Annotated in this window: 19 protein-coding genes; 13 read left to right on the top strand and 6 right to left on the bottom strand. The window is 69.3% G+C overall.

Translation table 11 applies throughout. The features are described 5' to 3' along the window. The first annotated feature begins 142 nt into the window (after nucleotides 1-142). The 4 genes from C1707_RS21955 to C1707_RS21940 all read left to right on the top strand — a co-directional run bounded on the left by C1707_RS21955 (nucleotide 143) and on the right by C1707_RS21940 (nucleotide 6,883). The gene (locus tag C1707_RS21955; protein ID WP_205686801.1) at nucleotides 143-589 is read left to right on the top strand and encodes an RNA polymerase sigma factor; all 447 of its coding nucleotides are present in this window, start codon (nucleotides 143-145) and stop codon (nucleotides 587-589) included. Continuing rightward, nucleotides 586-1,530, top strand: coding sequence for a FecR family protein (locus C1707_RS21950; RefSeq protein WP_164467433.1), 945 nt, complete (start codon nucleotides 586-588; stop codon nucleotides 1,528-1,530). Before C1707_RS21955 ends, C1707_RS21950 begins: the two co-directional genes overlap by 4 nt. A gap of 105 nt (nucleotides 1,531-1,635) precedes the next feature. After that, the gene (locus tag C1707_RS21945) at nucleotides 1,636-4,749 is read left to right on the top strand and encodes a TonB-dependent receptor (RefSeq protein ID WP_101714200.1); all 3,114 of its coding nucleotides are present in this window, start codon (nucleotides 1,636-1,638) and stop codon (nucleotides 4,747-4,749) included. A 94-nt stretch (nucleotides 4,750-4,843) separates the two neighbouring features. After that, complete coding sequence (locus tag C1707_RS21940) at nucleotides 4,844-6,883, top strand: S9 family peptidase (protein WP_101714199.1); 2,040 nt, start codon at nucleotides 4,844-4,846, stop codon at nucleotides 6,881-6,883. Nucleotides 6,884-6,886: 3 nt separating this feature from the next. On the opposite strand, the gene C1707_RS26310 is transcribed toward C1707_RS21940, so the two are convergent. Both C1707_RS26310 and C1707_RS21935 read right to left on the bottom strand, forming a co-directional pair. Then, on the bottom strand, nucleotides 6,887-7,069 hold the full coding sequence (locus C1707_RS26310) for a hypothetical protein (RefSeq protein WP_145998436.1): 183 nt from the start codon (nucleotides 7,067-7,069) through the stop codon (nucleotides 6,887-6,889). Between the two features lie 54 nt (nucleotides 7,070-7,123). Then, a complete protein-coding gene (locus C1707_RS21935) occupies nucleotides 7,124-7,354 on the bottom strand; it encodes a DUF5961 family protein (RefSeq protein ID WP_101714198.1) in 231 nt (76 codons plus the stop codon). A 327-nt stretch (nucleotides 7,355-7,681) separates the two neighbouring features. Here C1707_RS21935 and C1707_RS21930 point away from each other — a divergent pair, with 327 nt between their 5' ends. Together C1707_RS21930 and C1707_RS21925 are read left to right on the top strand one after the other, a co-directional pair. Further along, on the top strand, nucleotides 7,682-8,923 hold the full coding sequence (locus tag C1707_RS21930; protein WP_101714197.1) for an MFS transporter: 1,242 nt from the start codon (nucleotides 7,682-7,684) through the stop codon (nucleotides 8,921-8,923). Between the two features lie 112 nt (nucleotides 8,924-9,035). Then, nucleotides 9,036-9,722: a DOPA 4,5-dioxygenase family protein gene (locus C1707_RS21925; protein ID WP_101714196.1), complete on the top strand. Its 687-nt coding sequence runs from the start codon at nucleotides 9,036-9,038 to the stop codon at nucleotides 9,720-9,722. Between the two features lie 23 nt (nucleotides 9,723-9,745). On the opposite strand, the gene rhaT is transcribed toward C1707_RS21925, so the two are convergent. Further along, a complete protein-coding gene (rhaT, locus tag C1707_RS21920; RefSeq protein ID WP_240633787.1) occupies nucleotides 9,746-10,828 on the bottom strand; it encodes an L-rhamnose/proton symporter RhaT in 1,083 nt (360 codons plus the stop codon). A 269-nt stretch (nucleotides 10,829-11,097) separates the two neighbouring features. Here rhaT and C1707_RS21915 point away from each other — a divergent pair, with 269 nt between their 5' ends. Then, the gene (locus C1707_RS21915; RefSeq protein ID WP_101714195.1) at nucleotides 11,098-13,902 is read left to right on the top strand and encodes a TonB-dependent receptor; all 2,805 of its coding nucleotides are present in this window, start codon (nucleotides 11,098-11,100) and stop codon (nucleotides 13,900-13,902) included. A 13-nt stretch (nucleotides 13,903-13,915) separates the two neighbouring features. On the opposite strand, the gene C1707_RS21910 is transcribed toward C1707_RS21915, so the two are convergent. Further along, nucleotides 13,916-14,812 (bottom strand): LysR family transcriptional regulator, encoded by an 897-nt coding sequence (locus C1707_RS21910; RefSeq protein ID WP_101714194.1) that lies wholly within the window; start codon nucleotides 14,810-14,812, stop codon nucleotides 13,916-13,918. A gap of 96 nt (nucleotides 14,813-14,908) precedes the next feature. On the opposite strand from C1707_RS21910, the gene ilvD reads away from it, so the two are divergent. Both ilvD and C1707_RS21900 read left to right on the top strand, forming a co-directional pair. After that, nucleotides 14,909-16,765: a dihydroxy-acid dehydratase gene (gene ilvD / locus C1707_RS21905; RefSeq protein ID WP_101714193.1), complete on the top strand. Its 1,857-nt coding sequence runs from the start codon at nucleotides 14,909-14,911 to the stop codon at nucleotides 16,763-16,765. A gap of 148 nt (nucleotides 16,766-16,913) precedes the next feature. After that, nucleotides 16,914-18,230, top strand: a complete 1,317-nt coding sequence (locus C1707_RS21900) for an O-acetylhomoserine aminocarboxypropyltransferase/cysteine synthase family protein (protein ID WP_101714192.1) — start codon at nucleotides 16,914-16,916, stop codon at nucleotides 18,228-18,230. A 48-nt stretch (nucleotides 18,231-18,278) separates the two neighbouring features. Here the strand turns inward: C1707_RS21900 and C1707_RS26875 are convergent, their stop codons facing one another. Together C1707_RS26875 and C1707_RS21890 are read right to left on the bottom strand one after the other, a co-directional pair. After that, entirely contained in the window at nucleotides 18,279-18,785 is a 507-nt protein-coding gene (locus C1707_RS26875) for a membrane dipeptidase (protein ID WP_101714191.1), read from the bottom strand. Next, entirely contained in the window at nucleotides 18,671-19,255 is a 585-nt protein-coding gene (locus C1707_RS21890; RefSeq protein ID WP_164467432.1) for a membrane dipeptidase, read from the bottom strand. The genes C1707_RS26875 and C1707_RS21890 overlap by 115 nt, the downstream gene beginning before the upstream one ends. Nucleotides 19,256-19,466: 211 nt before the next feature. Between C1707_RS21890 and C1707_RS21885 the strand changes: the two genes are divergently transcribed. The 4 genes from C1707_RS21885 (at nucleotide 19,467) to C1707_RS21870 (ending at nucleotide 25,162) form a co-directional block, all read left to right on the top strand. Further along, nucleotides 19,467-20,378, top strand: a complete 912-nt coding sequence (locus C1707_RS21885; RefSeq protein WP_205686800.1) for an aldo/keto reductase — start codon at nucleotides 19,467-19,469, stop codon at nucleotides 20,376-20,378. 96 nt (nucleotides 20,379-20,474) lie between these two features. Beyond that, the gene (locus C1707_RS21880) at nucleotides 20,475-21,020 is read left to right on the top strand and encodes an RNA polymerase sigma factor (RefSeq protein ID WP_164467431.1); all 546 of its coding nucleotides are present in this window, start codon (nucleotides 20,475-20,477) and stop codon (nucleotides 21,018-21,020) included. A gap of 58 nt (nucleotides 21,021-21,078) precedes the next feature. Beyond that, nucleotides 21,079-22,044: a FecR family protein gene (locus tag C1707_RS21875; protein ID WP_101714188.1), complete on the top strand. Its 966-nt coding sequence runs from the start codon at nucleotides 21,079-21,081 to the stop codon at nucleotides 22,042-22,044. 139 nt (nucleotides 22,045-22,183) lie between these two features. Beyond that, nucleotides 22,184-25,162 carry a TonB-dependent receptor gene (locus C1707_RS21870; RefSeq protein WP_101714187.1) on the top strand — a complete coding sequence of 993 codons (2,979 nt, stop codon included), beginning with the start codon at nucleotides 22,184-22,186 and terminating at the stop codon, nucleotides 25,160-25,162. The last annotated feature ends 32 nt before the right edge of the window (nucleotides 25,163-25,194 follow it).

Here is a 25,194-nt window from a genome sequence, read left to right as displayed (position 1 = left end):
CTGCATGGCGGGCAGTTGACGCGGCGGGCGTCCGCTTGCAGAGCTAGGCCGTTGACGGCACGGCGCACCGGAACAGAAGAAGCGCGCCACCGAGGGCGGGCAGAGGCGAGCGGTTTTGAAGGACGAGGGATGGCGCGGGCTCGTGCGCCGGATCACGCGGATCACCCGTGATCCTTCGGGCGCCGAGGACGTCGTGCAGTCGGCGATGGTGCGCATGCTGGAATACCGGCGCGCCAACACGCTGATCAATCCGGAAGGCTTCGTCGCCCGCGCCGCGGTCAACCTGGCGATCGACGAGCGCCGTCAGCGCGCCCGTCGTCCCGAAGAGAATCTCGATTTCGTCGAGGACGCCCTGGCCGACACGGGCCCCCTCCAGGACGAGGTCCTGCGGGCGCGCGAGCGCCTGGCTCGCCTCAAACTAGGGTTGGCGCGGCTCAGTCCGCGAACGCGCGAAGTCTTTTTGCTTCACCGGCTGGAAGGGCTGAAGTATCGGGAGATCGCCGAGCGCCTGGGCATCACGGTCAGCGCGGTCGAAAAGCACGTGGCCAAGGCGGCCCTGTTCCTGACGAAATGGACCGAGACGTGGTGAAGCCGGAGCGCGATCTGGAAGCCGTCCGGCGGCAAGCGGCCGACTGGCTTGCGCGCCTGCGCAGCGACTCGCGCACGCCTGACGACGAGGCCGGCTTCAAGGCCTGGCTGGACCGGTCCGAAGACCATCGCACCACCTTCGACGCCCTGACCTCGACCTGGGAGCTGGCCGGCGCCCTGCGCCATGATCCGAAGATCGCCGCGACCACGCAGCGCACGCCGGCGCGCCTGGCCCGCCGCGCGGTGCTGGCCGGCGTGGGCGTCTCGGCCGTCGGCCTGGGCTGGATGGCCTTCGCGCCGGAGGTCTACGCCACGGGCGTGGGCGAGACGCGGACCCTGCACCTGGACGACGGCTCGTCGGTGCTGCTCGACGCCGACAGCCGGCTCAGCGTCCGCATCGACGGCCGCCAGCGGCGGGCGGGCCTGGACAAGGGCAGGGCCTTCTTCCGCGCCGCTCGCGATCCGAGCCGTCCGTTCGTCGTGGCGGCGGAGGGCCGCGAGATCGTCGGCGACGGCGGCGACGCGTTCGGGGTCTCGGTGCTGTCGCGGGCGGTGTCGGTGGTGGCGGTCGAGGGCCAGGTGCTGGTCATGACCCCCGGCCAGCCGTCGGGTCGCATCACCGCCTCGGCCGGCCAGCGCGTGATCGCCGAGGGGCAGGGGCCCGCGCGCCGGGAAGTCGCCGACGTGCAGTCGGCCACGGCGTGGCGTTTCGGCCAGGCGGTGTTCGACGACCAGACCCTGGCCGAGGCCCTGGCCGAGATGAACCGCTACAGCCGCCGTCGCATCGAACTGGCGGATCCGGCGCTGGAAGGCCTGCGGATCAGCGGCGTCTACAAGGCCGGCGACAACGAGGCCTTCGCCCGCTCGGTGGCGACCCTGCTCGATCTGGACGTCCGCGCCAATGGCGGCGGCCTGCTGATCGAGCCGCGCGGCGGGGCATGAACCGGTCGTCCAGGCCGCTCGAAAAAAGTTGCTGAGGAAAAATCGACCTCCGTCGTCAGGCCTCTTAAGCCCGAAAACGTCGGGCCGAGAGGGGACTAGAATTTCATGACGATGGGGAAAGACGGCCGCCTGCGCCGGATGCTGGCCGGATCGGCGGCCGTGGGCGTTCTGCTGACGGCCGGGGCGGCTTTGGGCCAGACCGTGACGGTGGACGTGCAGGCGCAGTCGCTGGACAAGGCGCTGCGCGAACTGGGCAAGGAGACGGGGACCAACATCCTGTTCTCGCCCAAGACCGTCTCGGGCCGCCGTTCGGCCGCCGTGGTGGGCAAGTACACGCCGCTGGAGGCCGCTCGCCGCCTGGCCGGTTCGGCCGGCCTGGAAGTGGTCGAGGACGGCGCCGGCGCCCTGATCGTCCGCGCCCCGGGCGCGACGCCGACCGCCTCGGTGCAGCCGGCGTCCTTCCAGACCGTAGATCAAGGCCCTGCTGTCGAGGTTGAGGAAGTCGTGGTGACCGGCTCGCGCCTGCGCCGCACCACCTTCGACAGCCCGTCGCCGATCGTCGAGGTCGAGCGCGAGGACCTGCTGGAAAGCGGCTATGTCGACATCGCCGAAGCCCTGACCGACCTGCCGGGCGTCGATATCGGCGTGAACCTGTCGACCAGCCAGTCGGCGGTGCAGGACAACGGCCTGTCCACCGTCAGCCTGCGCAGCCTGGGCCAGAACCGCACCCTGACCCTGATCGACGGCCACCGCACCGTGTCGAACGCCGGCAACATGAACGCGGTGAGCCTCAGCTCCATCCCGCAGTTCTTCGTCGACCGCGTCGAGATCAGCACCGGCGGCGCCTCGGCCGTCTACGGTTCGGACGCCATCTCCGGCGTCGTCAACATCATCACCACCACCAAGCTCGACGGCGTGAAGGCGCGGGTCGTGGCCGGCGTGACCGACGCGGGCGGCGGCAGCAGCACCGAGTATTCGGTGGGCGCGGGCAAGCGGTTCTTCGACGACAAGCTCTACGTCATGGCCGGCGCGACCTACGAGAAGCAGGACGCCCTGAACGCCACCGACCGCAAGTGGGCGACCCAGTCGGTGGCCTACGACCCGACGACCAACACCGTCTCGGGTCCCGACCTGTCGACCTACACGCCGGGCGGCCGCTTCCGCAGCTCCAGCTTCTACTACGACGAAGGCGGCCTGAAGCAGAACTTCGTGACTGCGGTGAACGGCTACGAGACGCGCGACAACGGCACCCTGATCACCCCGGCCAAGCGCTCGTCGGGCGCGTTGAAGGTCGTCTACGACGTCAACTCGAACCTCAAGATCTGGGGACAGTTCCAGGCCTCGCGGGTGAGCACCAACTCGGTGCGTGAGCCCTATGGCCTCTACAATTCGACCACCTATGGCGTGAACGACGAGTTCTCGATCGGCAACATCGCGCGGGCCAACCCGTTCGTGCCGGCGCAGATCTACTCGGCCTCGACCTCGTCGATCAGCTTCCGCCGCCGCATGACCGAGGTCGGCGAACTCGAGATCTACAACCGCCGCACCACCCTGCGCGGCTGGCTCGGCGCCGAGGGCAAGGTGTTCGGCGATTGGGACTGGGGCCTGACCTACGGCTACGGCGAGTACGACGGCTACCAGGTGCGTCGGAACGGCCTGAACATGGCCAACGTCAAGAACGCCCTCAACGCCGAGCGCACCTCTGCCGGGGTGGTGCAGTGCAAGGACGCCGCGGCTCGCGCCGACGGCTGCGTGGCGCTGAACCTGTTCGGCATCGGCTCGATCACGCCGGAAATGGCCGACTACATCCGCGCCAACGTCTGGTACCGGCCGCAGAACCGCCAGGACACCGTCGAGGGCCACATGACCGGCGAGCTGTTCCAGCTGCCGGCCGGCCCGATCCAGGCGGCCTTCGGCTTCGAGTTGCGTCGCGACAAGACCCGCACCACCACCGACGAGCTGACCCAGAACGGCCTGACCAACTTCGCCTACATCCCCGAGTACAGCGGCGTGGTGAAGGTCAGCGAAGCCTTCGTCGAAGCCTCGGCGCCGATCCTCAAGGACATGCCGTTCGCCTACCGCCTGGAGGTGGACGGCGCGCTGCGCGTCGCCCACTACAATCTCCAGAACGTCGGCACCACGCTCAGCTATCGCGGCGGCGTGCAGTGGGCGCCGGTCAAGAGCCTGCGTTTCCGCTCCGCCTGGAGCCGGGCCCAGCGCGCGCCCGACACGACCGAGCTCTATTCGCCGCCCCGCGATGACTTCGACTCGATCGTCGACATCTGTTCGGGCGTGACGGCCAGCTCCACCGGCCAGATCGCGCAGAACTGCCGCGCCAACCCCGGCATCGCCGCGGCGATCGCGGCCAACGGCTCGTTCGTGTCCGAGGTCACCAGCGTCAACGCGCCCAACGGCGGCAATGTCGACCTGAAGGAAGAGACCGCCGACACCCTGACGGTGGGTTTCGTGCTGCAGCCGTCGTTCCTGCACGGCTTCGACCTCAGCGTCGACTACTACGACATCAAGGTGACCGACGCGATCTCGTCGCTGTCGAACGCCCAGCTGATGTCGGAGTGCTACGGCGCTGCCGGCGGGACCGACAACCGCTTCTGCAACGTCATCACCCGTGACGCCGAAGGCCAGATCACCCGGATCCTGAACCTGGAGGAGAACCTCGACGACCTGCGGGCCAGCGGCGTCGACGTGGCCCTGCGCTATCGCTTCGACCTCGAGCGCTGGAACGTGCCGGGCGACTTCACCTTCCGGGCCAACTACAGCCGCCGCCTGAAGCTGGAGACCCGCTATTCGGGCATCGACGGCACGACCGTGGCCGACGATCTGGGCGAAGTCGGCACCTCCGAGCACGAAGGCAAGGCCAGCCTGGCCTGGCGCAACCGCTACTGGAACCTGCAGTGGACGGCCAACTACATCGGCGAGGCGGTGGACGACAACGACCTGGCGGCCGACTTCGCCGCGCGGGGCGTGACCAACCCGCTGTTCCTCAACGTCGACGCCTTCTGGCGCCACGACCTGTCGGTGCGGTTCTATCCGGATCCGAAGAACAAGGACCTGCGCGTCTTCGGCACCGTGCGCAACGTGTTCGACAACGAAGGTCCGTTCCTGCCCAGCGGCACGGAGTCGGGCAACGACTACAACTACAGCGCCGTCTACGGCGTCACCGGCCGGTCCTTCACCCTGGGCCTGCAACTGGCGTTCTGACGACCTGGAGCATGGCGGCCGCGCAGCGCCGCCATGCTTCGACTGCCTGGGCCGGCGCTCTAGGGCGTCGGCCGCCCATTTCCCGGAGCTTCCCATGACCCTGTCCCGCCTGGCGGCCCTGGCCGCCGGAGGCCTGCTGGCGCTCGCCGCGCCGTCGGCCTGGTCCGCCCCTCGCACCCAAGTCGCGCCGCGCGCCATGACCGCCGTCGACCTGGTGGGCCTGGAGAAGCTTTCCGACCCCAAGGTCTCGCCCGACGGCCGCTTCGTCCTCTATTCGGTCGGCCGCGTCGACTGGAAGGCCAACGCCGTGCAGGACGACCTCTGGCGGGTCGGTCTGGACGGTTCCGATCCGCGCCGCATGGTCGAGGGGCCCGCCTCGGGCGCGGCCTGGGCACCGGACGGCGAGCGCTTCGCCTTCGTCGCCAAGCGCGACGGCGACGCGGGCCGGCAGATCTACGTCTCGCCCATCGACGGCGGCGAGGCCCGGCGCATCGGCAAGGTCCGCACCAGCCCGTCGTCCCTGCGCTGGTCGCCGGACGGCTCGGCGATCTACTTCCTGGCCGCGGCGCCCGACGGCAAGTCGCTGGCCAAGCGCAAGCGCGAGAAGGACGACATGCTGTCGTTCGAGAGCCCGCAGGGGCGCGGCCGCCTGTGGCGCATCACGCTGGCCGACGGCAAGGCCGAGCCGGTGATCGAGGGCGAGTTCGAGGTTGAGGCTTTCGACCTCCCGGCCGACGGCAAGGCCATCCTCTATCGCCGCGCGCCGTCCGACCTGCTCGACGACAATCCCAAGTCCGAACTCTGGATCAAGGAAGGGAAGGGCGCCGACCGCCGTCTGACCGACAACGACTTCCAGGAAAGCACGCCGCGCCTGTCGCCCGACGGCCGCTCGGCGTTGTTCCTGGCCACGGCCGAAAACGGCCGCTACGGCACGGTCAATCCCAACCTCTTCGTGCTGCCGGTCGCCGGCGGCGCACCGCGCGAGCTGGCCCACGGGCTGCCCTACGAGATCGAGGACGCGGTCTGGTCGGCCGACGGCCGCGAGATTTACATCACCGCCACCACCGGCGTGCGCCGCGAGCTGTTCGCGGTGGACGTGAAGAGCGAGGCCGTGCGGCCGCTGGCGCGGGGCGACCACGCGGCCGGCGACGTCACCCTGACCCGCGACGGCAAGACGGCGGTGTTCTTCAAGGCCTCGGCGACCTCGCCGGGCGAGATCTTCCGTCTGGATCCGGCGCGGCCAGCGCCGGTGCAGGTGACCCATCTCAACGACGACGTCGCCGAGCGCTTCCGTCTGCCGCGCCAGGAGGCGATCCAGTGGACCGCGCCCGACGGCCAGGCGCTGGAGGGCCTGGTGACCTATCCCCTCGACTACCAGCCGGGCCGCCGCTACCCGCTGATCGTGCAGAGCCACGGCGGTCCGCGCTCGTCGGACGTGTTCAACATCTTCTCCTACGGCCGCTTCAACCCGCTGCTGGCGGCCAAGGGCGTGATGACGCTCAGCGTCAACTACCGGGGCGGCACCGGCTATGGCGACGCGTTCCTGCAAGGCATGAACGCCGGCTATTTCCGCTATGCCGACAAGGACGTGCTGTCGGGCGTCGACAACCTGATCGCCAAGGGGCTGGTCGATCCCGATCGGCTGGGCGTCATGGGCTGGAGCGCCGGCGGCCACATGACCAACCGCCTGATCACCGTCACCGACCGCTTCAAGGCCGCGTCCTCGGGCGCCGGCGCGGTCGACTGGCCGTCGATGTACCTGACGTCCGACACCCGCTGGCAGCGCAGCGAGTGGTTCGTGACCCCGCCCTACGGCTCGCAGGCCCGTCGCGACCTCTATGTCGACAACTCCCCGCTCAGCCAGCTCGACAAGGTCAGGACCCCGACCCTGATCCTGGCCGGCGCCGAGGACGAGCGGGTGCCCTGGACGCAGTCGGTGATGCTGCACCGGGCGCTCAAGGCCCTCGGCGTCGAGACCGAGCTCTACCTGGCCCCGCGCGAGCCGCATAACTTCCGCGAACTGCGCCACCGCCTGTTCCAGGTGAACGTGCAGATGGACTGGTTCAGCAAGCGCGTCCTTGGCCAGGACTACGATTGGAGCGCCGCGCCCGACGCCAAGGACGAGACCGACTGACGGCTACTGCCGCAGGGGCGTGTCGTAGGGACGCGGGTCGCCGGGATCGAGCGGCGGCGGTGTCGGAGGATCCTCGAACGGCACGACCGGATCGTCGATCTCCGGGGGCGGGCCATCCGGCGGGATTTCGGGTGGCGGCGCACCGGGCGTCGGGTCGGGTTGCGGCGGCGCGATCGGGTCAGTCATGAACATTTCCATGATCGACCAACGCGCGGACCCATGGCCCAGGTCCGCCAAAATCTACTGACAGGGCGCGGTCTCGCCGCTTTCGAAATCGACGCGGAAGCAGTGCTCGACGCCGGTCTCGACGTCGCGGACCACCACCGACGCCTGGCCGTAGGAGTCCACCTCGGGGTGCCAGGTCTCCATGAAGGCCACGGCGGCTTCCTCGAAGGTCTCCGCATCGACGCCGTGGGCGTGGTCGCAGCCGTCGTGCAGGGCGTGGACGCGGAAGGTGCGGGTCTCGAGCATGGCGTTTCCTCCGGGCATCCAACGCATGGCGAGCGCGAAGGATTCAACGCCCGCCGCCGCGCGCCGTCCAGAGGCCGGGGCCGAATTCCGCGTCCAGGCCAAGCGAGTAAGGTTCAAGGGTCTTATCCGCATCCCTCAAGTCCGACGTAAGGCACTGGAATAACGGGATATTTTTCTCCGTCTTCCGAGTCGCTCGGGCCGCCTGAGAAGTTCTGCGGACCTGTCTTGAATTTCTGACCCGCCGAAAAGCGGCGAAGGTCAGGTTGCGGTCTTACCTATCCCGCCAGTTCAGGCCGGGCCGCGCCCGCCTGTGTGGTGGAGGGTTGCATGCAGAGTTCCGGATTGGCCGAGCGCCTCGATGAAGTCGACGTGGCGGTCGAGGCCGAGCCGCCGGCCGCCTGGCCGGGGGTGATCGCCCTGACGATGGGCGTCTTCGCCCTGGTGACCTCGGAGTTCCTGCCCGCCAGCGTGCTGACGCCCCTGGCGGCCGATCTGGGGGTCAGCGTCGGGGCGGCGGGGCAGGCGGTGACCGCCACGGCCGTGATCGGCGCCTTCGCCGCGCCGCTGACGCCGGTGCTGACCGGCCGGTTCGACCGGCGTCTGGTGATGCTGGGGCTGATGGCGATCCTGGCGATCTCCAACCTGCTGACCATCTTCGCCGACAGCCTGCCGGTGCTGCTGGTCGCCCGCGTGCTGCTGGGGGCCGCCCTGGGCGGGTTCTGGTCGATGGCCGCGGCGCTGGGCATGCGGCTGGTGCCGCGCGCGGCGATCCCCAAGGCGATGTCGCTGATCTTCACGGGCGTGTCGGTGGCCACGGTCTCGGCCGCGCCGGTGGGCGCCTATGTCAGCGACACCCTGGGCTGGCGGGCCGCCTTCGTCATCGCCGGGATCGTCGGCCTCGCGGCCCTGGCGGCCCAGGCCTTGACGCTGCCACGGCTGCCGCCGACCTCCGTTCCGCGTCTGGGCGGCCTGGTCGAGGTCGCCCGGCGCCCGGCCGTGGCCGCGGCCCTGATCGGCGTGCTGCTGGTGATCTCGGGCCACTTCGCCGGCTTCACCTACGTCCGCCCCGTGCTCGAGCAGGTGGCGGGCCTGGACGTGGCCGCGATCTCGCTCAGCCTGCTGGCCTTCGGCGTCGCCGGCTTCTTCGGAAACCTGGCGGGCGGGGCGCTGGTCGGCCGCGATCCGCGTCTGTCGATCCTGGGCGGCGCCGGCGTGATCGCCGTCGCCGCCGCGGCCATCGTCGCCCTGGGAAGCATCGGCTGGATCGCGGCCCTGGCGCTGACCCTGTGGGGCTTCGCCTTCGCCATGTTGCCCGTCGGCTTCCAGGCCTGGGCGACATCGGCGGCGACCGACCAGGCCGAACTGGCCGGAGGCCTGCTGACCTCGACCTTCCAGGTCGCCATCGCCCTGGGCGCGGTGCTGGGCGGCCTGCTGGTCGACCGGCTGGGTCCGCTCAGCGCGCCGGGCTACGCCGCCAGCGCCGCCCTGGCCGGAGTGATCCTGGTGCTGGCTGTGCGTCGCGGCGCCGCCAAGGCTGCGCCCGAGGCGGCTTGCCAGGCTTGCGGCTAGCAGCTGGCGTCAGCTTTCCTGAATTCCTACTGATTAGATCTGAATTGCGGCGAGGGGTCGGAATGAGGTCTGGATGAGGCTCAAGCCAAGCTTCGTCCGTGCGAGTTTCCTCATGACCGATCCGACCCCCGCCGCTCGCGCCGCCGCGCAAGTCGAGCCCGAGTTGCAGCGCCGCGATCTGCTGCTGGCGGGCGGCGTTGTCGCGGCCGCGGCGGGCCTGGCCGCGCCCGGCGCCTCAAGGGCGCAGGACGCTTCGACGGTTCCGCCGCCCGCGCGCCAGCCGCGCGCGCCGGCCGGAGGCAAGAGCCCGTGGGGCTACGACACCTGGAAACAGGCCACGCCGCAGCCGGTCTCGATCCGGCCCGGAGAGGCGCCGCTGCCGCAGCGCCCGCGCGCCTATACCGACATCAAGAGCTATCACGCCCACGTTTATTTCGACGAGGACACCTCGGAGAAGGCGGCCCTGCTGCGCCGCTGGGTGTCCGAGCGCTTTACCGTCGAGTTGGGCGACTGGAACCTGACGCCGCGCGGCCCGCACGTGACGCCGTCGTTCTACTTCGGCTTCACCAACGACCTGCTGCACGTAATCCTGCCGTGGCTGCAGCTCAACAGCCTGGGCCTGACGATCCTGCTGCATCCGAATACGGACGATCCCCGCTCGGACCACCTCTACTACACGGCCTGGATCAACCGCTCGCAGCCGGTGAACGGCTACGGCATGAAGAAGCCTGGCGAGGGCGAGCCGCCGGTCGAGCTGATCTATCCCAACACCAAGCCGTTCGTGCCGATCGAGACCTGAAGGCGGGGCGGGCGAGGGGGCTCTTACGCCCCCAGCATATTGCCGTAGCCGATCACCACGGTGGCGCCGACCAGCAGGGCCACGCCGGCCCAGACCATGTTGCGCACGGCGGGGCGGGCGTCCTTCCACTCCTTGAAGGCGAAGCCCCACAGGGTGCCGAAGATGATGATGCTGGCCATGTGCAGGGTCCAGCTGGAGAAGCCGAACTTGCCCATCTGGCTCTCGCCCATGGTGTAGAAGAAGAACTGGAAGTACCAGGCCACGCCCGCCAGGGCGCTGAGCAGGTAATTGGCCAGCAGCGGGGGCCTATCTTCTGATCCATGGTCGGTGGATTCCTTGGCGCCGGAGGTGCGGCCCAGCCATTGGCCGGCGCTGCGGTTCTTGGCGATCAGGAAGGCGCACCAGACGCCGTTGGTGATCAGGCCGCCGAACATGACCAGGCAGAGCACCGGCAGGCCGGTCCACAGCGGGCCGGTGCCGGCCGCGGCCGAGATCGCCTTGATCGGCTCGCCCGCGGCCAGGCCGAAGGCGAAGCAGGCCGACATGATCCCCGAGAAGATCGCGACCGCCAGGCCCTTCCTGAAGTCGAACTCGGCCACCGCCGCGCGCTTCTCCTCGGGCGACAGGTCGCCGTCCTTCTTGGCCCCGGCCCAGGCCACCACGACGATGCCGGCGACCGTCATCAGCAGGCCCAGCAGGATGATCCGGCCGGAGGTGGAGCTCAGCAGGGCGTCGGCGAAGGTCCCCCGCACCAGCGGCGGGATCAGGGTGCCGAACACGGTGCACAGGCCCAGCACCACGGCCATGCCCAGCGACAGGCCCAGATACCGCATGGTCAGGCCGTAGGTCAGGCCGCCGAAGCCCCAGAGCACGCCGAACAGGATGCACAGGCCCGCGATGTGCGGCGGGACCTGTCCCATCACGCCCAGGAGGTCGCGGGTCTGCAGAGAGGCGAAGAACCAGGGCGCGAACAGCCAGGAGAACACGCCCCCGGTCAGCCAGTAGATCTCCCACGACCAGCGCCGCACGCCGCGGAAGGGCACGTAGAAGCTGGCCGAAGCCAGGCCGCCCAGCCAATGGAAGAAAACGCCCATAAGCGGATTCATCGGCGTCAACTCCCACATATCAAAACGATTTTCTAATTATTGGGATCATTGCGACGCGGCGCGGCTTTGTCAACGAACGGGACCTGGCGCGTCCGGAGAACACGGTGCGGCGCATTTCTCCCAAGAAACACTGTGGAGCGCTCGACATTCGTGCAAATAAGCGGTTATCGTCCCGATTATAGGGAACTGATCCCATAATATGAAATTTGTCGACCTTGGCGTCATCCGATGACCCTGAGCAACGACAAGTCGCAACTGGAGAGGAAGCCATGAAGACCACAATCAGCGCCCAGCTGCGGGCCAGCGCCTCGCGCCTCGCCGTCGCCGCCGTCCTGCTTTCAGCCCCCGCCATCGCTCACGCCCAGACCGCGCCGGACGCGGGCCAGACCACGGAGCCCGAGGCCGTGGAGGAAGTGGTCGTCACCGGCATCCGCGCCTCGCTGCGCAGCGCCATGGACGTCAAGCGCAACTCCCTCCAGGTGGTCGACAGCATCTCGGCCGAGGACATCGGCGACTTCCCCGACAAGAACCTGTCCGAAGCCCTGCAGCGAGTGACGGGCGTGCAGATCAGCCGCCAGGACGGCGAAGGCCGCGGCGTCAGCATCCGCGGCGCCGATCCCAGCCTCAACCGCGTCGAGATCAACGGCTCGTCGGCCCTGTCGCTGACGGTGGGCGGCGGCGACCGCGCGGTCGACTTCCGTGACATCCCCGTCGAGTTCGTCTCGCGCCTGGACGTGGTCAAGTCGCCGACGGCCGATATGGCCGAAGGCGGCATCGGCGGCACAGTGCGGGTCATCACCCGCCGTCCGTTCGACAGCAACAAGCCCTTCGTCGCCGGCTCGATCCAGGGCGTCTATTCGAACCTGGCCAAGGAATACGACCCCAAGCTGGCGCTGATCGGCAGCCGCACCTTCTTCAACGACACGCTGGGCGTGCTGCTGTCGGGCACCTGGGAGAACCGTCACCTCAACAGCAACAACGCCCGCACCACGGGCTGGCTGGACCGGGCGCCGGCGGCCACCGGCATAAACTCGCTTCCCAACCGCAGCTCCGACGTCAATGGCGACGGCAAGCTGGACTTCATCCCGGATATCCCGCGCTACATCATCGATCGCCGTGAGACCGAGCGCAAAGCACTGAGCACCGTGGTCGAGTGGCGTCCGACCGACAACTTCAAGGCCTATTTCGACGCCACCTACGCCACGGCCAACGAGCAGGTGAACAGCTCGTTCCTGCAGCTGTCGGGCAACAGCGGCGCGATCGACTACAGCAAGACCACCCTGGGCGACGACAATACGGTCAATCACATCGAACTGGTCAGCGCGACCGACCTACCGATCGACCTGGCCTATCGCAACATCCTGGGCAACCTCGAGCGGACCCAATACACCACGGCCGTCGGCGGCGAGTGGAAGCTCGACAAGTGGGTGTTCGACGCTCGCTTCGACTACTCGAACGCCGAAGTCCAGAACAACGAGATCAATTCGACGGCGACGGTCTTCGGCGTGCCGCGCGCGGTCATCGACTACAAGAACGGCAAGGGCTCGCCGAACATGTCGTTCCCGGGCCTGGACGTGACGACCGGCCAGGGCGTCAAGCGGATCGACGCCCTGTTCAACCCGCGCAACAACACCTCCGAAGAGACGGCCCAGCAGTTCAACATCACCTACAAGCCGGAAGGCTCGTGGCTGACGTCGATCAAGGCCGGCGTCCAGGCGCGTCAGTTCGAAACCGACCAGATTCTGTACCAGCGCACGACGCGTCTGAACTGTCAGAACGACGGCAGCTCCGGCGCCATCGGGGCGGTGAACACCTCGTGCGCGACGCTTGAGGAGATCGTCAACATCAACTCGACGCTGCAAAGCGTGCCGTTCTTCAAGACCGGCGACCTGGGCTATTCCGGCGGCATCCGCCAATGGAACGACAACACCATGGCCACCTATGCGGCGACCCTCGCCGTGGCCGGCCGCACCAACGACGTCTACGCCGTCAATCCCAACCGCAACACGGCCGCCCGTTACGGCGACCCGGGCACCTACCAGGCCTTCCTCGACACCTGGTCGGTCGAGGAGAAGACCCGCAGCGCCTACGTCCAGGCCAATTTCGAATTCCACGAACTGCGCGTGCCGATCAGCGGCACGCTGGGCGTGCGGGTGGTCGATACCGAGACGCTGTCGAAGGGCTACAATCGCGTCCAGACCGGCACGACGCCCGACGAGATCGTCAACTTCGTGCCGGGCGAGGAAGAGGGCGGCTACACCAAGACCCTCCCGTCGCTGAACCTGCGCGCCGAGTTCATCCCGGGCAAGCTGATCGGCCGCGCAGCCGCGAGCAAGGTGATGGCACGCGCCGCGCCGGCCCAACTGGCCCTGCGACGCAGCATCGATCAGATCGGCTTCACCGGGTCGCGCGGCAACCCGGACCTTCAGCCGTTTGAGGCCACGGCCTATGACGCGGGTCTGGAATGGTACTTCAACCGCGAGAGCTTCGTGTCGGCGACCTATTTCCGTAAGGAGATCTCGTCGTTCATCATCAACCAGACGACGCCCGAGGTGATCGACGGCCAGACCTACGCCATCAACCGTCCGATCAACGGCACAGACGAGGTGACTATCGACGGCCTGGAAGTCGGCGGTCAGTACGCCTTCGACTTCCTGCCCGGCCCGTTCAACGGCCTGGGCGTGCTGGCCAACTTCACCTACCAGAAGGACAAGGGTTTCAAGGGCACCAACCGCCTGACCAACGAACTCCTGCCGTTCCCGGGCCTGTCGCGTAAGAGCTACAACGTCTCGCTCTACTACGAGAACGACAAGGTCAGCGCCCGTGCATCCTACAACTGGCGTGGCGACTGGCTGATCACCCCGACCGGCCGCGGCAACCTGCCCGAGTTCAACAAGGCCTTCGGCACGCTTGATGTTTCGGCCAGCTACAACGTCAACGACAACATCACCGTGTTCGTCGAGGGCGTGAACCTGACCGACGAGGTGCGGCAGGAGTACAACGCCGACGCCCGTCAGATCGGCAACGAGACCTTCGGCTCGCGCTACTTCTTCGGCGTGCGCGCGAAGTTCTAGGGACGACAGGCGATCAGCCCGGCTCGGTCAGCTTCAGGAAGTTGGCCAGGGTCGGGCTGATCTCGCCCTTGCGCCAGGCCAGGCCCGTCTCCAGCTCGGGGGCGGTCCCGGCCAGCGGCACGTAGGTGACGCCCGTGCGCGCCAGGTTGCGCAGCGAGGCGGGGACGAGCGCGATCCCCAGGCCGCTCGACACCAGGCTGATGATCGTCTGCATCTGGATGGCCTCCTGGGCGATGCGGGCGTCGCCGCCCAGCGCGCGGTAGTGGCCGGTGACCAGGTCGTGGAAAGCCGGCGCCACATGCTTGGGAAACAGGATCAGCGGCGAGGCCAGCAGTTCCTCGGCCGAAAGCACCGCGTCGCTGCCGATCCGCCCCTCGTCGATCCAGGCGCTGGGCACGGCCGCCACCAGCGGCTCGCGCAGCAGCCGGCGATAGGCCAGGGCAGGGGGCAGCGGCTGGTCGGTGGGCGGGATGACGATGCCGGCGTGCCGCTCGCCCTCGACGAGGGCCGGCAACTGAACGTCGCTGGTCGCCTCGAAAAGGCGGATCTCCACCTCCGGATAGGCCTGCGAATAGCGTCGGACCAGCGAGGGCAGGACGCTGTAGTCGGCGGTGCTGACGAACGACAGCGCCAGGAAGCCGCTGCGGCCGTCGCGCATGCGCCGTGCCGCGCCCGGCAGGGCGTCGAGCGCCGCCAGCGCCGCCTGCACCTGCGGCAGCCACTGCTCGCCCAGCGGCGTCAGCCGCACGTTACGCTTGGTGCGCACGAACAGCGGCGCGCCCAGTTCCTTCTCGAGAGCCAGGATCGACTGGCTGAGCGGGGGCTGGGTCATGCGCAGCCGCTCGGCCGCGCGGCCGAAGTGCAGGGTCTCGGCCACGGCGGCGAAATGGCGGAACTGACGGACGTCCATCTTATATTTCCAACGACCTAATCAGCCGCTTTTAATATATTTTGCTCGCGTGGTCAGCGGCGGTAATAACCCCACAGCCGACACCGAGATTTACCCATGCCTCCCTATCGCTCACGCACCTCCACTCACGGCCGCAACATGGCCGGCGCCCGCGGCCTGTGGCGCGCCACTGGCATGAAGGACAGCGACTTCGGCAAGCCGATCATCGCCGTGGCCAACAGCTTCACCCAGTTCGTCCCGGGCCACGTGCACCTGAAGGACCTGGGCCAGCTGGTCGCTCGCGAGATCGAGGCGGCCGGGGGCGTGGCCAAGGAGTTCAACACCATCGCCGTCGATGACGGCATCGCCATGGGCCACGGCGGCATGCTGTACTCGCTGCCCAGCCGCGAACTGATCGCCGACGCGGTCGAGTACATGGTCAATGCCCACTGCGCCGACGCCATCGTCTGTATCTCCAACTGCGACAAGATCACGCCCGGCATGCTGATGGCCGCCATGCGCCTCAACATCCCGGTGGTCTTCGTCTCGGGCGGTCCGATGGAGGCCGGCAAGGTACAGGTCAAGGGCGCGATCCGCTCGCTGGACCTGGTCGACGCCATGGTCGTCGCCGCCGACGACAGCTATTCCGACGAAGAGGTCGAGGCGATCGAGAAGGCCGCGTGCCCGACCTGCGGCTCGTGCTCGGGCATGTTCACCGCCAACTCGATGAACTGCCTGACCGAGGCCCTGGGCCTGTCGCTGCCGGGCAACGGCTCGGTCCTGGCCACCCACGCCGACCGCGAGGCGCTGTTCAAGGAAGCCGGCCGCCTGATCGTCGACCTGTGCCAGCGCTGGTACGAGCAGGAGGACGTCACGGCCCTGCCGCGCGGCATCGCCACGCGCGAGGCGTTCGAGAACGCCATGAGCCTGGATATCGCCATGGGCGGCTCGACCAACACGGTGCTGCACCTGCTGGCCGCCGCCAGCGAGGGCGGCGTCGAGTTCTCGATGGCCGACATCGACCGCCTGTCGCGCCGCGTGCCCTGCCTGTCGAAGGTGGCCCCGGCCAAGAGCGACGTGCATATGGAGGACGTCCACCGCGCCGGCGGGGTGCCAGCCATCCTGGGCGAGCTGGAGAAGGGCGGCCTGATCGACGCCAGCCAGCCCACCGTCCACGCCGCCACCATGGCTGAATCCCTGGCCCGCTGGGACATCGGCCGCACCAACAGCGGCACGGCCCAGGAGTTCTTCCGCGCCGCTCCGGGCGGCAAGCCGACCCAGGTCGCCTTCAGCCAGGCCGCCCGCTGGGAAGAGCTGGACCTCGACCGCGAGAAGGGCGTCATCCGCTCGGTCGAGCACCCGTTCTCCAAGGACGGGGGCCTGGCCGTCCTGTTCGGCAACCTGGCGCCGGAAGGCTGCATCGTGAAGACGGCCGGGGTCGACGAGTCGATCCTGACCTTCCGCGGCACGGCCCGGGTGTTCGAGAGCCAGGAAGACGCCGTCAGCGGCATCCTGGGCGGCAAGGTCGTGGCCGGCGAGGTCGTGGTCATCCGCTATGAGGGTCCCAAGGGCGGCCCGGGCATGCAGGAGATGCTGTATCCTACGACCTACCTGAAATCGAAGGGCCTGGGCGCGGCCTGCGCCCTGATCACCGACGGCCGCTTCTCGGGCGGCACGTCGGGCCTGTCGATCGGCCACGTCTCGCCGGAAGCCGGCGAGGGCGGCCTGATCGCCCTGGTCGAGACCGGCGACAGCATCCTGATCGACATCCCCAACCGCAGCATCCAGCTGAAAGTCTCCGACGCCATGCTGGCCGAGCGTCGCGACGCCCAGCTGGCGCGCGGCAAGGACGCCTGGAAGCCCAAGGACCGCAAGCGCGAGGTCTCGCCGGCCCTGCGCGCCTATGCGGCCATGACCACCAACGCCGCCCGCGGCGCGGTGCGCGACGTCTCGCAGGTCGAGCGCCAGAACTAGGATCGAAAGCGGCCGGGCTCGCTTAGGGCTCGGCCGCGCAATCCTGGGGTGAGTTTTTCTGCCCGCGCGGCGAGAATATCGGTCGTGCGGAGGAGGGCGGTCCGGGTCAGGTTTTCGGCATCGACGTAAAAAGCTTCAGGAGAAGCCGATGTCCGACCGCAAGCTCCATCCCGAGACCCTGGCCCTGCACGCCGGCTGGCGGGCCGACCCGACTACGGGCGCCGTTGCGCCGCCCATCTACCAGACCACCTCGTACCAGTTCCAGAGCGCCGAGCACGCGGCCGACCTCTTCGCCCTGCGCCAGCTGGGCAACATCTACACCCGGATCGGCAACCCCACGATCGACATCCTGGAGCAGCGGCTTGCCGCTCTGGAGGGCGGCGCGGCGGCCCTGGCCGTGGCGTCCGGCCAAGCCGCTTCCGCCTTCGCCATCCAGAACCTGGCCCGGGCCGGCGACAACATCGTCAGCTCGACCGACCTCTATGGCGGCACCTGGAACCTCTTCGCCAACACCCTGCGCGATCAGGGGATCGAGGTCCGCTTCGTCGATCCGGAGGACCCGCAGGCCTTCGCCCGCGCCACCGACGAGCGCACGCGCGCCTACTACGCCGAGACCCTGCCCAATCCGAAGCTGACCGTCTTCCCGATCGCCGAGGTCGCCGCCATCGGTCGCGCGCACGGGATCCCGCTGATCGTCGACAACACCGCCGCGCCCCTGCTGGCGCGGCCGCTGGAGCACGGCGCGGCGATCGTCGTCTATTCCACCACCAAGTACATCGGCGGCCACGGCACCTCGATCGGCGGCGTCATCATCGACGGCGGCAATTTCGACTGGGAGGCCCATCCCGAGCGCCAGCCGCTGCTCAACACCCCCGACCCCAGCTATCACGGCGCGGTCTGGGCGCAGGCGGCGAAGCCGCTCGGCCCCATCGCCTACGTCCTGCGGGCCCGCACCGTGCTGCTGCGCGACCTGGGCGCGGCGCTGTCGCCGTTCAACGCCTTCCAGATCCTGCAGGGCCTGGAGACCCTGCCGCTGCGCATCGCCCGCCATTCGCAGAACGCGCAAGGCGTGGCCGACTTCCTGGCCAGGCGCCCCGAGGTGATCCAGGTGATCTATCCGACGGCCCAGGACGGCCTGCGCCGCGAGCGGGCCGACCGCTACCTGTCGGGCGGCTACGGCGGCCTCGTCGGCTTCGAGCTGGCCGGCGGTCGCGAGACCGGAAAGCGGTTCATCGACGCTCTGAAGCTGTTCTACCACGTGGCCAATATCGGCGACGCGCGCAGCCTGGCCATCCATCCGGCCTCGACCACCCATTCCCAGCTCAGCGCCGAGGACCAGGCCGCCACCGGCGTCTCCGACGGTTATGTGCGCCTGTCGATCGGCCTGGAGCACATCGACGACATCCTGGCCGACCTCGACCAGGCCCTGGCCGCTTCGGAAGGCCTCCGCGTCGCGGCCGAATGACGAAAAAGCCCGCCAGGTCAGAGGTCTGGCGGGCTTTCTTCGTGCCGATCAGCGCTTGGCCGTCTGCTCCACGGCGCGGAAGACGCGCAGGTAGTTGCCGCCCCACAGCTTGCCGATGTCGGCCTCCGAATAGCCGCGCGCCACCAGTTCGGCGGTGACGTTGCCGGCCTCGCCCTCGTTGGCCCAGCCGACCACCCCGCCGCCGTGGTTGAAGTCGGACGACAGGCCCACGTGATCGACGCCCACGCGTTTGACCGTGTAGTCGACGGAGTCCACGAGGTCCTTCACCGTCGCCTTGGGCAGGATGTCGGTGACGGCGTGGCTGTAGTCCTTGCGCTTCTCGGGCGACAGAGCCTCGGTCCCGTCGGCGGCGCGGACGAAGGCGGCGGGCAGACCGTACTGGGCGCGCAGGGCGGCCACCTTCGGCCGCAGGGTATCGGTCAGCCGGACCAGATAGGGACCGAAGGCGACGATCTGTACGACCCCGCCCTTGGCGGCGATGGCGTCGAGTTCGGCGTCCGACAGGTTGCGCGGATTGTCGACGATCGCCTGCACGCCCGAGTGGCTGGCCACACGTCCTCGCCGAACGGATAGGCGTTGAGGAAGCCGACCACGATCGCCCGTTTGCCGGCCTCGGCCGCGGCCTCGACGTCGTCGGCCTTCAGGGCCAGCACGGCACGATCCGGATGACGCTCGGCGATGGCGCGGATAGCGGTCAGCTTGGCGTCGGCGTCCTTGCGGGCCTGGGCGTAGCCTTCCGGCGTGCGCGGCCCCTGCGCCACGAACACCGCCAGCACGGCGGCGTCGACCCCGCCGCGCTCCAGCTTGGGCAGGTCGACCTGCCCGTCGCTGTCGACGGCCGCCTCGTGCGCCCCAACGCCCAGGTCGGCGGGTACGTCCACATGGCTGTCCAGCACCAGGGTGCGGGCGTGAACGGCGGCGGCGTCGTGGTCGGCGGCCAGCGCGGGCGCCGCGCTCGTCAGGGCCAGTGCGGCGGCCGTGGCCAGAAGGATGGGGCGAAGCATGGCGTCGTCTTTCTTGTCGTTGTCGGGAGGGCGCATCGCGCCGCGCCGGGCCCCTCGGCGCGCGTGTGAAGGCCCGCCGACGCTAGCCGCCGCCCGGCCGTCCCGACCAACGCGGTGTTCTCATGCTCGATATTGCCGTCGGTAAAGCTTGCGCCGACGGCCGGACGCCGGTCATCTCCGGCGTTCATTTCGAACCGAGAGTGCGTTTCCCATGCTCGACGACCGCCAGCCCCACCAAGCCCGCCCGCTCGGCAAGAGCGGCCTTGTCGTGTCGCCGCTGGCCTGGGGCATGTGGCGCTTCAAGGGCGAGTCCGTCGCCGACGCCCGCCATCTGGTCGAGACGGCGCTCGAAGGCGGGATCACCCTGCTCGACACCGCCGACATCTACGGCGCCGACACGCCGTACGGCTTCGGTTCGGCCGAGGTGCTGCTGGGCAAGGTGCTGCACGACGCCCCGCACCTGCGCGAGAAGTTCGTCCTGGCCTCCAAGGGCGGCATCATCCTCGGCGTGCCCTACAACTCCAGCGCCGACTACCTGGTCAGCGCCTGCGAGGCCTCGCTGCAGCGCCTGGGCGTCGAGAAGATCGACCTCTACCAGGTCCACCGTCCCGATGTGCTGGCCCATCCGGCCGAGGTGGCGAGCGCCCTGGTCAAGCTGCGCGAGCAGGGCAAGATCGACGCGGTCGGCGTGTCCAACTACCTGCCCAGCCAGGTCGCGGCCCTGCAGGCGCATCTGCCGTTCCCGCTGGCCAGCATCCAGCCGGAGTTCTCGCCCCTGGCCATCGAGCCCTTGTCGGACGGCGTGCTCGACCAGGCGCTGGAGCGCGACATGGCCGTGCTGGCCTGGTCGCCGCTGGGCGGTGGGCGCCTGACGGGCGAGGGGATCGACGACCGCGGGCGGGCGGTGATCGACGCGCTCGACGCCGTGGCCCGGCCCCAACACGTCGACCGAGCCGCCGTCGCCCTGGCGTGGATCATGGCCCATCCGTCACGGCCGATCCCGATCGTCGGCTCGCAGACGCCCGAGCGGATCAAGGCGGCCGCCGACGCCCTGCGCGTCCACATGACCCGGGCCCAGTGGTACGCGATCCTGACCGCCAGCCGGGGCGTCCCGCTGCCCTGATCGGGCCCGGACGGGCGAGGTCGCCTTTGACGCGCGGCGGCGAGATCGCTAGATCATGGCGCGGTAATGAGAGTCGTTCTCATTTGGGGTGGCGTAATGGGATCTGGCCAGAGGGGAAAGGCTTCCGACCTGACCGGCCTGCTGGAAGCCCACTACGAGGATCTCCGTCGCTTCGCCGCCCGCAAGGCCCGTTCGGCCAGCCTGGCCGACGACGTCATGCAGGACACGTGGCTCAAGCTGTCGGACCTGACCCGCGCGCCGGGCTTCGACGGCGCGGCGGTGCGCAATCCGTTGAGCTACCTGCGTCGGATCATCGCCAACCTCGTCGTGGACCGGCAGAGGCAGGCGGCGGCGCAGGCCAGGCGGGTCACGCCCGGTGACCTGCCGCTGGACGCTGGCAGCGACGCGCCCTCGGCGTTCCAGGTGCTGGCCGGCCGCCAGGAGATCGCCATCGTCCAGGCCGCCATCGCCGAACTGCCCGACAAGTGCCGGCAGGTGATCCTGCTCTATCGCGGCCACGACCTGACCATGCAGCAGGTGGCCGATCGCCTAGGGATCTCGCCGCGCACGGTCGAGAACCACCTCGCCAAGGCCATGAGCCACTGCCGCCGCAGGCTGAAGGAAGCGCGCGGCGATGGATGAGACTAGGGGAAGCGCGGGCGCCGGTTCGTCCTGTCCATCGGGAGGACCAAAAGCCCACATGAGCGACAAGGACAAAAGCGGGGAAGAGGCTCTGTTCGACGCGGCGGCGCGACGGGCGCTGCGCCTGCGCGACGGAGCGGACATGGCCGGTCACGCCGCCTGGCTGGCGGTCGATCCCGAGCGGGCCCAGGCGATGGCCGAGGCCGACCACGTGCTGTCGCTGATCGGCGCGGTGACCGCGCCCCAGGCCAGCCAGCCGTTCCAGCCGCGCCGTGGTCGGGCTCTCGCGCCATCGGTGAGATCGGGCCGCCGTCCCTGGCGGATCCCGGCCGCCGCCGCGGCCTGCCTGGTTCTGGCGCTCGGGACCGGCGTGGCCTTCAAGGCCTTCGCGCCCGCTGATCCGAACCATCTGATCGCCGAGGTCGGGCAGGTGCGCCGGCAGGTGCTGGCCGACGGCAGCGCGGTCACGCTCAACACCGGCGCGGTGCTCGACGTCCGCTACGGTCCCGAAGGTCGCCGCGTGCGGCTGGTGAAGGGCGAGGCCTTCTTCGACGTCGTCCACGATCCGTCGCGGCCGTTCGTGGTCGAGAGCCGGGCTGGCAGCGCTCGGGTGCTGGGCACGGCCTTCGACGTGCGGCTGGAGAGCGACGCGGCCCGCGTCAGCGTCCTGCGCGGCGCGGTGCGGGTCGAGCCGGCGAGCGGACGGGGCGTCGCGGTGCTGCGGGCCGGGCAGGGGGCCTTGCTGGACGGCGCGGCGCCCAAGGCCGCGGCCCTGGAGGATCCGGCGGCGGTCGACGCCTGGCGGCAGGGCAGGCTGGTCGTCTATCACCGGCCGCTTGCCGAAGTGGTCGACGAGATCGGCCGCTACCGGCGCGGCAAGGTGTTCGTGCGCGGGCAGGCCCTGGCCGCGCGGCCGGTCTCGGGCGTGTTCGACGTCGGCCGGCCCGACGCCGCCATCGACGCCCTGGCCGCCTCGCTGAACCTGCGCGCCGCGCGCCTGGGCGGCTTCGTCCTGCTCTACTGATTGTCTCGTAACGTCACGGCAAAAAAATCGGCGGGGTCGCTAGGGGATCGCGCCGTCGGGTTTCGTCTCTCCATCACAAGATGCAATTGAGTGTCGCTCGCAATAATGGGCGACCCACGAGACGAGACCGACCCGAGACATGACGACGCCTGTTACCCGCCCCGGCCTGCTTCCGCGTATCCGCCGGCTGTCGCTATGCCTCGCCCTGGCCTCGACCAGCCCGCTGGCCCTGAACGCACTTCCCGCCGCCGCCCAGGAGAGCGCGGCCTTCGCGGTCGACATCCCGGCCCAGCCGCTGCCCCAGGCGCTGAGCCAGTTCTCGCTGCAGACCCGCGTCCAGATCGTCTACGCCGTCGAGGCGCCGTACGGCCGCCGCGCGCCGGCCGTGCGCGGCCGCTTCAGCCAGGGCGAGATCCTTTCGCGCCTGCTGGCCGGCAGCGGCTTCACCTGGCGCGAGGTGCGTCCGGGCGTCGTCACCCTGGAAGCCGCGCCGAGCGGCAAGGGCGCCGTCGTCACCGACGCCCTGCGCGTGGAGGGCGCGGCCGGCGGCGGCGAAGCCCTCAACGCCCGCGACGCTCTCGGCTACGACGGCGTCTACGACCTGGACGGCGCCTCGACCTATGCCGGCAAGGCCCAGGTCGAGCGCTACAAGGGCGTCAGCCCCGCCGACGTGCTCAAGGGCATGGTCGGCGTCTACAGCGGCGACGCCCGCAACAGCGGCGCGCTTGATCCCAGCGTGCGCGGCATCGAGGGCCCCGGCCGCGTGCCGGTCATCATCGACGGCGGTGAGCAGGCGCTGACGGTCTGGCGCGGCTACAACGGCGCCAACAACCGCAGCTACATCGACCCCAGCCTGGTCGGCGGCGTGCAGGTGCTGAAAGGTCCGTCCCTGACCGCCGGCGTCCATAGCTCCGTCGGCGGGGCGGTGGTCATCGACACCCTGGCGCCGCGCGACATCCTGCGCGAGGGCGAGCGCTACGGCGCCGAGGTCCGTATCGAGGGCGGCGACAACTCCACCAAGCCGCGCCTGCCGACCCTGCTGACCGGCCAGGACTATCGCAACGTGCCCGGCTTTCCCGGCGCGACCGGAACCACGGGCTTTCCGGGCAGTCCCTACAACGATCCCTACGTGCAGGTGACGCCGCGCACCTCGTCCGACAACGACACCCTGTCGCTGGGCGACCGGGCCGCGCGCCTGGCGATCGCCGGCCGCGGCGACGACGTCGAGTGGCTGGTCGCCTACGCCTGGCGCGAGCGCGGCAACTACTTCGCCGGCGAGAGCGAGGCCGACTACTACAAGCAGACCAACCTGCCCATGCCGTCGGGCCCGCAGGACCTGATCAAGCGCCTGGCCTTCAACTACCAGCCCGGCAACGAGGTCCCCAACACCTCCAGCGAAATGAGTTCGTGGCTGGGCAAGCTGGTCTGGAAGATCAGCGACAGCCAGCAGCTGAAGTTCGGCGTGCGCGACACCGTTTCGACCTACGGCGAGATCATGCCCTCGCGGATCATCACCGTGGCCAACAACGGCATGGGCAAGGTGCAGTGGCCGCTGGGCGAGGTGCACGCCACCGCCTGGAACGTCGACTACCGGCTCAAGCCCGGCGGCCGCTGGGTGGACCTGAAGACGTCGGTCTGGCTGACCCGCACCAACAGCCACACCTACAGCGCCGGCGGCTTCCCCAACTGGGCCCAGAACGCCGCCAACCCGATCATCAAGAACACCGCGCTGGCCAACGCCAAGAACGACCGCTACGGCCTGTCGCTCAGCAACAAGACGCGGCTGGCGCCGACCCTCGACCTGGTGGTCGCCGGCGACTGGCAGCACGAGAAGCTGACCTCGCCCGACGAGTGGGGCGGCACGTTCGACGGCTGGCGCCAGTACCCCCGGGCTGGCCGGCGCGAGGAATACAACGTCCACGCCAATCTCGAATGGCGGCCCGTCAGCGAGCTGACCCTGACCGCCGGCGCGCGCTACTCGCACTACTGGGCGTTCGACGACTTCCTGGACGAGCAGATCGCCAAGGGCGTGGTCTTCACCAACTACGTCTTCACCGACGCCACGGTGGCCTATCGCGCTCTGGTCAACGGCCGCACCGTGACCACCCGCATCCCCTGGGAGCGTGACAGCACGGGCAAGCTGACCAGGGCGACCAACCCTTGCGTCAACGGCTTCCTCAACACCGTCGCCGGCGCCACCGGCTACTGCGTGGCCACGGTGAACCAGGCGCCGGTCACCGCCGTCAGCCGCACCCAGCGCGGCGACGGCTGGACCCCGGCCGCGTCGGCGACCTTCAACTTCACGCCCAACGCCCGCGCCTATGTCCGCTACGCCGAGGCCTATCGGTTCCCGAGCCTGTTCGAGAGCACGGTCGGCTTCTCGGCCGCCATCGATCCGACCCGGCCGCTGAAGCCCGAACACGCCCGCACCTGGGAAGTCGCCTACGTCCACGACCTGTCGGCCCTGCTGTCGCTGCCCGAGGGCCAGCGCGCCGACGTCAAGCTGACCTGGTTCCGCAACCGCACCAGCAACATCATCGAACGCGGCACGCAGCTGCAGCTCTCCAACCTGGAAAAGCAGATCATCGAGGGGCTGGAGCTGCAGGCCCGCTACGACAACGGCCGCCTGTTCGCCGACTTCTCCGCCGCCCACAACTTCAAGAACAAGGTCTGCGACCGCCAGCAGGCGATCCTCAAGCAGCCCAACACCGGCATCGTGCCCGACTGCGTGAACTTCGGCTTCGTCGGCGGCTACCTGCTCACCCAGGCCACGCCCGAGAACTCGGCCAACCTCAACCTGGGCGCCCGCTTCCTGCGGCGCCGGCTCGAGGTCGGCCTGCGCGGCGCCTACTATAGCGGCTACGACAATCCCGAACTCGACCGCTTCATCGGCGGCGCCACCGCCACCCGCGTCGACGGCTGGGCGCTGAACACGCCCTACCTGTGGGACGACATCGTCACGGTCGACGCCTACGCCAACTTCAAGCTCAACGAGAAGGTCCGGTTCGAGCTGGTCGGGACCAACCTCAACGACCGCTACTACACCGATCCCCTGACCCGCACGGCCCAGCCGGCCCCCGGGCGCACGCTGAAGCTCAGCATGACCGCCCGCTACTGACCCCCCATTCACGGCTTTCGGCGCGTCGGCTC

The sequence above is a fragment of the Caulobacter flavus genome (genome assembly GCF_003722335.1).
In the GTDB taxonomy this organism is placed as follows: Bacteria; Pseudomonadota; Alphaproteobacteria; order Caulobacterales; family Caulobacteraceae; genus Caulobacter; species Caulobacter flavus.
The sequence above is the reverse complement of the archived record's forward strand: the minus strand, read 5'-3'. Positions and strand labels throughout refer to the sequence as shown.